7 protein-coding genes are annotated in these 7,958 nt (G+C 77.8%); 6 read left to right on the top strand and 1 reads right to left on the bottom strand.

From position 1 onward, the window contains the following. Positions 1-387: 387 nt before the first annotated feature. From BJF88_RS15510 to BJF88_RS22505, 4 genes are all read left to right on the top strand, one after another. A complete protein-coding gene (locus tag BJF88_RS15510) occupies positions 388-2,124 on the top strand; it encodes an ABC-F family ATP-binding cassette domain-containing protein (RefSeq protein WP_075829466.1) in 1,737 nt (578 codons plus the stop codon). Between the two features lie 62 nt (positions 2,125-2,186). Continuing rightward, on the top strand, positions 2,187-2,723 hold the full coding sequence (locus BJF88_RS18570; protein WP_075829465.1) for a DUF2087 domain-containing protein: 537 nt from the start codon (positions 2,187-2,189) through the stop codon (positions 2,721-2,723). Between the two features lie 31 nt (positions 2,724-2,754). Further along, a complete protein-coding gene (locus BJF88_RS15500; RefSeq protein WP_075829464.1) occupies positions 2,755-3,261 on the top strand; it encodes an aminoacyl-tRNA deacylase in 507 nt (168 codons plus the stop codon). Positions 3,262-3,667: 406 nt separating this feature from the next. Next, complete coding sequence (locus BJF88_RS22505) at positions 3,668-3,880, top strand: STAS domain-containing protein (RefSeq protein WP_255372091.1); 213 nt, start codon at positions 3,668-3,670, stop codon at positions 3,878-3,880. A gap of 43 nt (positions 3,881-3,923) precedes the next feature. Here BJF88_RS22505 and BJF88_RS15490 read toward each other — a convergent pair whose 3' ends face one another. Further along, complete coding sequence (locus BJF88_RS15490) at positions 3,924-4,172, bottom strand: hypothetical protein (RefSeq protein WP_075829463.1); 249 nt, start codon at positions 4,170-4,172, stop codon at positions 3,924-3,926. 91 nt (positions 4,173-4,263) lie between these two features. On the opposite strand from BJF88_RS15490, the gene BJF88_RS15485 reads away from it, so the two are divergent. Then, complete coding sequence (locus BJF88_RS15485) at positions 4,264-5,505, top strand: exonuclease SbcCD subunit D (protein ID WP_075829462.1); 1,242 nt, start codon at positions 4,264-4,266, stop codon at positions 5,503-5,505. Continuing rightward, positions 5,505-7,958: AAA family ATPase (locus BJF88_RS15480; RefSeq protein ID WP_158068959.1), on the top strand; the 2,454-nt coding region annotated here is incomplete at its 3' end. The genes BJF88_RS15485 and BJF88_RS15480, both read left to right, overlap by 1 nt.

The raw sequence follows: 7,958 nt of genomic DNA, 5'->3' as shown, positions 1-7,958 counted from the left end.
GGCGACATGGCGCGTGACGATGCCCGTGCGCGAGCGGATCCACTCGTCGTTCGTCTCGACGAGCTGCGCCACGTCGTCGTTCGTCATGGTCCGTTCGGGCTCGGAAGTGCCCGAGCCCGGACGATGCGCCGGCCGGTGCCCCGGAGGGCCGGCAGACGTGGTGACGCCGGCTCCCTGACCGGCTCCGTCGCTCCCGGCGCGGCCGCTGCGGCCGCCCGCCGCCGTCTCCGGCGAAAATCCCTGGCGTCGGCCTCGACGCCGCCCTACCGTCGTGCTCGATGTGACGCACACCTGCCCCGACCGGCCCGTCCCCCCGAGCCCGGAGCCGCTGCCCTCCCGCGCCCCGCGCGCTCGGCAGGTGCCCGGGCAGCCCTGGCAGGTGATCGCATGCCCCCCGTCCTGCGCGCGTCCGACGTCCACATGTCCTACGACGGGCGCCCCGTGCTGCGCGGCGTCGACCTCGCCGTCGACCCCGGCCACCGTGCCGGCCTCGTCGGCGAGAACGGCGCCGGGAAGTCCACGCTGCTGCGCGTCCTCGCGGGCGTGACCGCCCCCGACTCCGGCACGGTGGAGCGACCGGCCGACCTCGGGTTCCTCCACCAGGAGCTCCCGTACCCGCCGTCGACCACCGTGCGGGCGGTCGTCGACGACGCGCTCGCCGCGGTACGTGCGCTGGAGACGGAGCTCGAGGACGCCGCGGCTGCTCTCGCCGACGTGTCAGCGCCACCGGACGCGCGGTCCGTGCGTGGTGCTGACACGTCGGCTCGCGAGGCCGCGTACGACCGCGCGCTCGCCCGTGCGCAGCTCGCCGACGTGTGGGACGCCGACGCGCGGGCCGCGCGCACGCTCGCGGGGCTCGGCCTCGACGTCGACGGCGCGGCGGGCCGGCCGGTCGGTTCGCTCTCGGGCGGGCAGCGCACGCGGCTCGGCCTGGCCGCGCTCCTCGTCCGCCAACCGGGTGCGCTCCTGCTCGACGAGCCGACCAACCACCTCGACGACGCCGCGGCCGAGTACCTCGCGACGGCGCTGCGCGCGCTGCCGGGCGCGGTCGTGCTCGCGAGCCACGACCGGGTGTTCCTCGACGAGGTGTGCACCGAGATCCTCGACCTCGACCCGGTGGCCGAGCCGCTGCGCGGGTCGTCGGACGGCGCGTCCGCCGGCGTCACGGCGTACGGCGGGACGTACGGCGACTACCTCGAGGCCCAGCGCGTCGAGCGGGAGCGCTGGGAGCAGCGGTTCGCCGTCGAGCAGGAGGAGCTGCGCGCCCTGCGGCGCGCGGTCGCGGTCACGGCGCGCGACGTGGCCAAGGACCGCGAGCGCGGCAACCAGGCGAAGATCCTCTACGACTTCAAGGGCGAGCGCGTGCAGGGCCAGGTCGCGCGGCGCGTGCGCAACGCGCAGCAGCGGCTGGACACGCTCGAGCGAGAGCAGGTCCGCCGGCCTCCGGTGCCGCTGCGGTTCGCGCCCCCGCGCGCCGAGGGTGTCCGTGGCTCCGGTGCGCCGCGCGGGGGCGACCTCGCCGTGTGGGCGCGGGGCGTCGTCGTGCACCGGGGCGGTCCCGTGCCGGCGGGGGAGCGCGCGGTCCGGCTCGACATGGCGGCGTCGGGCGTGCCGGCGCTCGAGGTCGCGCACGGCACGCGGCTGCTCGTGACGGGGGCGAACGGGAGCGGCAAGTCCACGCTGCTGCACGTCCTCGCGGGCGACCTCGAGCCCGACGCCGGCGCGGTCGGCCGGGCGCGCGGCGTCCGGGTCGGGCTGCTCGAGCAGGACATGCACCTCCACGACGACGCCCGCACCCCGCGCGAGCTCCTCGCGCTCGTGCAGGGCCGGTCGAGCGACGGGACGGACGTGCGCGTCGACGCCCACGGGCTCCTCGCGCCGCGCGACCTGGGGCGGCCGCTGGCGGACCTGTCCGTCGGGCAGCGACGGCGGCTCGTGCTCGCGATGCTCGTCTCGCAGGCACCGGACGTGCTGCTGCTCGACGAGCCGACGAACCACGTGTCCCTGCGGCTCGCGACCGAGCTCGTGGCGGCGGTGCAGGACTGGCCCGGTGCGGTCGTGGTCGCCTCGCACGACCGGTGGCTGCGCCGGCACTGGACGGGCGACGTCGTGCACCTGGACTGACGCCCGGGGGCGTGCGGGACCTCGCTGGCCCGGGGACGCGTCGGGTGCCTAGGGTCGGGGGCATGGACGACGGCGGCATGGACGACCGGGGCGCCTCGGGCAACGCGTGGAAGCAGGTCGTCGCCGCGCTCGCGGACGAGGGGCGGCTCGCGCTGTTCGGGCACGTGGTCGTCGACGCGCCCGCCGAGGCGGACCTGACCGCGGACGAGCGGCGCCGCCTCGCGCCGCTGCTCGCCGCGGGCGTCGTGGTGCGCGACGACGGCGGGTTCCTGCGCGCGGTCCCGGCGCGCTTCGCCGGGCTGCTCAGCGCGACGCCGTCGCCGCAGCCGACCGGGCCGAACCGGTTCCTGGTCGGCGGGCGGCTGCTGCGCAGCCCGAAGCGGCTGCGGGACCGCCAGCTCGTCGTGCGCTACCTGGCGGCGCAGGTGCTCCCGCTCGAGGAGCCGGTCACCGAGCTGACGCTCACGAAGCGGCTCGCGGAGCGCGCGGCCGATCCCGTCTCGCTGCGGCGTGCCATGGTCGACGCCGGGCTCGTGCACCGCACGCGCGACGGCGCGGAGTACTGGCGCACCGTCGTCACGGAGTTCGACGACGTCTGACGCCCGGCCGGGACGGGCTACGGTCGGTGCCATGAGCAGCGCAGAGAGCAGCGGGCCGGACGGGGCGCCGGGGGACGAGCGCGCCGTCGCGGCCCTGGAGGCGTCGGGCATCGGCTTCACCGTGACGCGCCACGGCCGGGTGTCGTCGCTCGAGGAGGCGGCGGCCGCGCGCGGCGTGGACCCGTCACGCGTGCTCAAGACCATCGTCGTGCGGCGCGCCGACGACGACTACCTCTTCGTCCTCGTGCCCGGCGACCGCCAGATCGCCTGGCCCCGGCTGCGCGCCCTGCTGGGCGTCTCGCGCCTGTCGATGCCCGACAAGGACGTCGCGCGCGACGTCACCGGGTACGAGCGCGGCACGATCACGCCGTTCGGCGCGACGCGCGCGTGGCCGGTCGTCGCGGACGAGCGCGTGGCCGCCGCCGACGGCCCGGTCTCGATCGGCGCGGGTGCCCACGGGACCGCCGCGACGGTGGACGGCGCGGAGCTCGTCCGGGTGCTCGAGGCCCAGGTCGCGGACGTCACCGACCCCCTGTAACGTCCCCTGTCGCCCGCGGCCGCACCGCCGTCCGGACGACCCTGCCGCCGGCAGGCCCGGACCGGTGGTGCGCGCGCGCGCCGGGTGCACACTCAGGGTGCCCCGGTCGACGGCGCCCGGGCGCGGCTGCCGACGTTCGTCCCCGTCCCGCCCGGGAACAGGGGACGTCCCCGGAGCGTTGGACAGGACCGGGTGGAGCCGGCAGCACGCAGGACGATCGAGAGACGGTGGAGCTGGACCGCATGGACACAGGCAGCGCGAGCGACCAGGCGAGCGGCATCGCCTACGCACCGGACGAGGGCGGCGTCGTCGTGACGATGTGGGGCGAGGTGGACGCCGCGTTGCGCGACCGCGCCAGCGAGGCGATGTCCTACGTCTCGACACCCGGGGGCCCGTCGTCGTCGACGTGTCCGGGGTCTCGTTCATCGACTCGTCGGGGATCGCCTTCATCATCCAGCTCTACATGCTGGGCGACGAGGAGCGCCGCGAGGTGGTGCTGCGCGACCCGTCGGACAGTATCGTCGAGCTCCTCGACATGATCGGCATGGGCGAGCGCATCCCCGTCGTCCGCACCGACGACGCGCCCAGCGGGCCGGTCGCCGTCGTCGGGGTCGGCTGACACCCACCGGCGCACGGCTCCCGCGCGGAGCGGACCCGGCGGCTCAGGCCGAGCCGTACGGCGGGTCGTCCGGCCTGCCGGCCGCGGGGGCGTCGTCGACCGGGCGGTCCGCGCGGTCGCGGGGCGGGACCTGTGCCGGCAGCCTGTGCCGGAACGCGCCCCAGTACAGCGCGAGGACGAACGCGCCGGCGAGGGCGATCCCCGCGGTGGAGCCGGGGAACCACAGCCGGGAGAGGGCGACGAGCCCCGCGTAGGTGACGGGCAGGGCGACGTCGAGCGTGCGTCGGTCCACGGGGTCCTCCGGGCGGTCGTGGCCGAGCGGGCGCGCGGCGGCCTCCGGGAGCGTACCGGGCCGTGTGGGAACCGGACGTTACGGTCCCTGCATGCGGATCCTCCACACGTCCGACTGGCACCTCGGGCGCACGCTCCACGGCGTGGACCTGCTGGAGCACCAGGCCGCTCACCTCGACCACCTCGTGGAGCTGGCGCGCGCCGAGCGCGTGGACGCCGTCGTCGTCGCCGGGGACGTGTACGACCGGGCGATCCCGCCCGTCGAGGCCGTCGCGCTGCTGTCCGACGCCCTGGCGCGCCTCGCCGAGCACGCCCACGTGGTCGTCACGCCCGGCAACCACGACTCCGCGATCCGCCTCGGGTTCGCCGAACGGCTCCTGCGCCCGGGGGTCCACCTGCGCACGCGCGTGTCCGACGTCGGCGCCCCCGTGGTCCTCGGGCCGCACCCCGGCGCGACCACCGGAGCGGGGGAGGCACCCCTGCTCGTCTACGCGCTGCCGTACCTCGACCCGGACGCGGCCCGCCACGAGCTCGCCGAGGACGCCCCGCTCGCGCGCTCGCACGAGGCCGTCATGGCCGCCGCGGTGCGCCGGGTCGGCGCGGACCTCGCCGCGCGGCGGGCCGGCGGGTTCCGCGGGCACGCCGTCGTCTCGGGCCACGCGTTCGTCGTGGGGGGCGAGCCTTCGGAGTCGGAGCGCGACATCCGCGTCGGCGGCGTCGACTCGGTGCCCGCCGGGACGTTCGGCGGGTGGGGCATCGACTACGTCGCCCTCGGTCATCTGCACGGGCCGCAGCGCGTGCCGGTGCCCGACGCCCCCCGGGGAACCGCAGGTCAGGCGGCCGCACACCCGACGGTGGCGCGGTACTCGGGCTCCCCGCTCGCGTTCTCGTTCTCCGAGGTGCGCCAGCGCAAGTCGACGGCGCTCGTCCACCTCGACCGGCTGCGCGGGGAGGGCCACGATGCGGTCGAGCTCGTGCCGGCGCCCGTGCCGCGCCGGCTCGCGGAGGTCACCGGACCGCTCGAGGACCTGCTCGGCGCGGCGGGCGAGCCGCACGTCGACGACTGGGTGCGCGTCGTCGTCACGGACCCGGCGCGACCCGCCGAGCTCTACGCGCGCGTCCGCGCCCGCTTCCCGCACGCCCTGCAGGTGACCCACCGCCCGCCGCAGCAGGCCGAGCGCGAGACCGTGACGGCCGTCGGGCCCGGCCGGGACCCGCTCGACGTCGCGCGCAACTTCGTCGAGCACGTGTCCGGGCACGCCCCGACCGCGGCGGAGGAGTCCGTGCTGCGCGACGCGCTCGAGGGTGCGCTCGCGGCGGAGCGGAGCGCCTGATGCACCTGCACTCGCTCACCTTCCAGGCGATCGGCCCGTTCCCGGGGCGGCACCGCATCGACCTCGCCGCCCTCGGGGCGTCGGGGATCTTCCTCCTCGACGGCCCGACGGGTGCGGGCAAGTCGACGATCATCGACACGGTCGTGTTCGCCCTCTACGGCAAGGTCGCGTCCGAGCAGGCGAGCGACGACCGCCTGCGCTCCGCGTACGCGGAGCCGTCCGTCGAGTCGTTCGTCGACCTGGTCCTCGAGGTGCCGGCGGGCGTGTTCCGCGTGCGGCGCACGCCCGAGTACCGGCGGCCGAAGAAGCGCGGCGAGGGCACGACGACGCAGCAGGCCTCCGTGCGCCTGTGGCGTCTGCCGTCCGTTCCGTCCCCGGCCGAGGAGGACCCGGTCGGGGAGCTGCTCTCCACCCGGCTCGACGAGGCGGGGGCCGAGATCCAGCGTCTCGTCGGCCTCGACCGCCGTCAGCTCGTCCAGACCGTCGTGCTGCCGCAGGGCGAGTTCGCGACGTTCCTGCGCGCGGACCCGGAGCGGCGGCGCGACCTGCTCCAGAAGGTCTTCGGCACCGAGCTCTACGACCGGGCCTCGGTGCGGCTCGCCGAGCTCGCCCGCACGGCGCGCGGACGGGTCGACCTCGCCCGGCAGGCGGTCACCGGGGCCGTCGAGCACTTCTGCGGCGCGTCGGGGCTCGCGACGGAGGACGCCCGCGGTCTGCGCGACGCGTGCCACGACGACACCCGCCTGCGGCGCGCGACGGACGACGAGGTGGACGCGCTGCTGGGCGACCTCGAGATGGACGCGCTGCTGGGCGACCTCGAGGCGGACGCGCCGGCGCCGGGCGTGCACGCCCTCGCGCTGGCGCACGCGCGGCGTCGCGAGGCGCTCGCGCAGGCCCTGGAGGCGGACGACGCCGCCGCCCGCGCCGCGCTCACCACGGCGCGCGAGCGTCTCGACGCCGAGCGGTCGACGGCCGCGGCGCTCGACCGACGCGCGGCGCTCGGCGCGGAGAAGGAGCGGCTCGCGGCCCGGGAGCCGCACGTCGCCGAGCAGGTGGCACGGCTCGACGCCGCCGGCCGGGCCGCCGTCGTCGCTCCGGCCGCGCGCGCCGCGCTCACGGCCGACCGCGCGCTCGCCGCTGCCCTCGAACGTCAGGAGCTCGCCCGGACGGGCGTCCCCGCGGACCTGGCCGAGGCCGACCCGGGCGCGCTCGAGGCCGTGCGGTCCGACGTGCTCACCGCCTCGGTGCGCGTCGCGCGGCTGCTGCCCGTCGGCGCCGGCCTGCCCGCGCGCGAGCGCGAGCTCGCGGACGGCCGCAAGGAGGTCGAGCGAGCGGCCGAGGAGCGGCGCCGGGTGCTCGCGGACGTCGCCGAGCGCCCCGCCGCACGCGAGGCGCTGCGGGCCCGGGTCGCGGAGCGGGGCGAGGCCGCGGCACGGCTCGACGCGCTCCAGGAGCGCGCCGGCCACGCGCGCTCCGTCGCCGCGGCGGCACGCGAGGTGCGGGTGCTCGAGGCGGAGCACGACCGGGCGGCGGACGCGCGGACGCGCGCCGCGGACACCGCGGTCCGGGCCGTGGGAACCGAGCGCCGGGTCCGCACGGCACGCATCGCCGGGATCGCGGGCGAGCTCGCGGCATCGCTCGTCGACGACGCCCCGTGCCCGGTCTGCGGGTCGCCCGAGCACCCTGACCCCGCGGGGCGCACGGACGACCACGCCACGCCCGAGGACGTCGAGGCGGCCGAGGCCGCGCGCGTCGCCGCGGAGGAGGCGCTGCGGGACGCGTCCGCCGACGTCGCGCGGCTCGCCGAGCGGCTCCAGGCGCTGCGGCAGACCGCGCAGGGCCTCGACGCCGACGCGGCGCAGGCGCAGGTCGCCGCGCTCGAGGAGGCGGTGGCCCAGGCGCGGACGGCGTCCACGGAGCGCGAGACGGCGGAGCGCGAGCTCGACGAGCACGACGCGACGACGCGCGCGCTGCACGCACGGGCCGCCGAGCTCGCCGAGACGGTCGCGGCGTCGACGTCGCGCCTGGACGAGCTCGCCGCCGCCCTCGCCGCCGACGTGGCCGAGATCGCCCGCGAGGCCGACGCCGCTCGGTCGCTCGTCTCCCTCGGAGGCGACCTGCCGACGTGCTCGGGCACGAGGGCGGCGCCCGCAACGCCGTCGCCGTGCTCGCCGCCGCGCTCGACGAGCGCGCCCGGTCGCTCACCGCGCTCAGCGAGGCCCACGCGGCCGTGGAGGACGCGCGGCGCGACGCCGGGCGTCGCGGCGCCGAGGTCGCGCAGCTCGTCGTCGACGGCGGGTTCGCCGACGCGGCGCAGGCTCTCGACGCCGTCCTCGGCGACGAGGAGCGGTCCCGCCTCGAGGCGGACGTCTCCCGGCACCGCGCGGCCCTCGCCACCCTGCGCGCCGGCCTGGCCGACCCCGCCGTCGCGGGCCTCGCGCCCGACGCGGTGG

The sequence above is a fragment of the Cellulosimicrobium sp. CUA-896 genome (assembly GCF_001942335.1).
GTDB lineage: Bacteria > Actinomycetota > Actinomycetes > Actinomycetales > Cellulomonadaceae > Cellulosimicrobium.
This window is presented reverse-complemented; position numbering and strand designations above follow the sequence as displayed.

Coding starts and splice junctions, on each gene's coding strand:
- BJF88_RS15510 (WP_075829466.1), top strand. CDS start 388: ATGCCCCCCGTCCTGCGCGCGTCCGACGTCCACATGTCCTACGACGGG.
- BJF88_RS18570 (WP_075829465.1), top strand. CDS start 2,187: ATGGACGACGGCGGCATGGACGACCGGGGCGCCTCGGGCAACGCGTGG.
- BJF88_RS15500 (WP_075829464.1), top strand. CDS start 2,755: ATGAGCAGCGCAGAGAGCAGCGGGCCGGACGGGGCGCCGGGGGACGAG.
- BJF88_RS15485 (WP_075829462.1), top strand. CDS start 4,264: ATGCGGATCCTCCACACGTCCGACTGGCACCTCGGGCGCACGCTCCAC.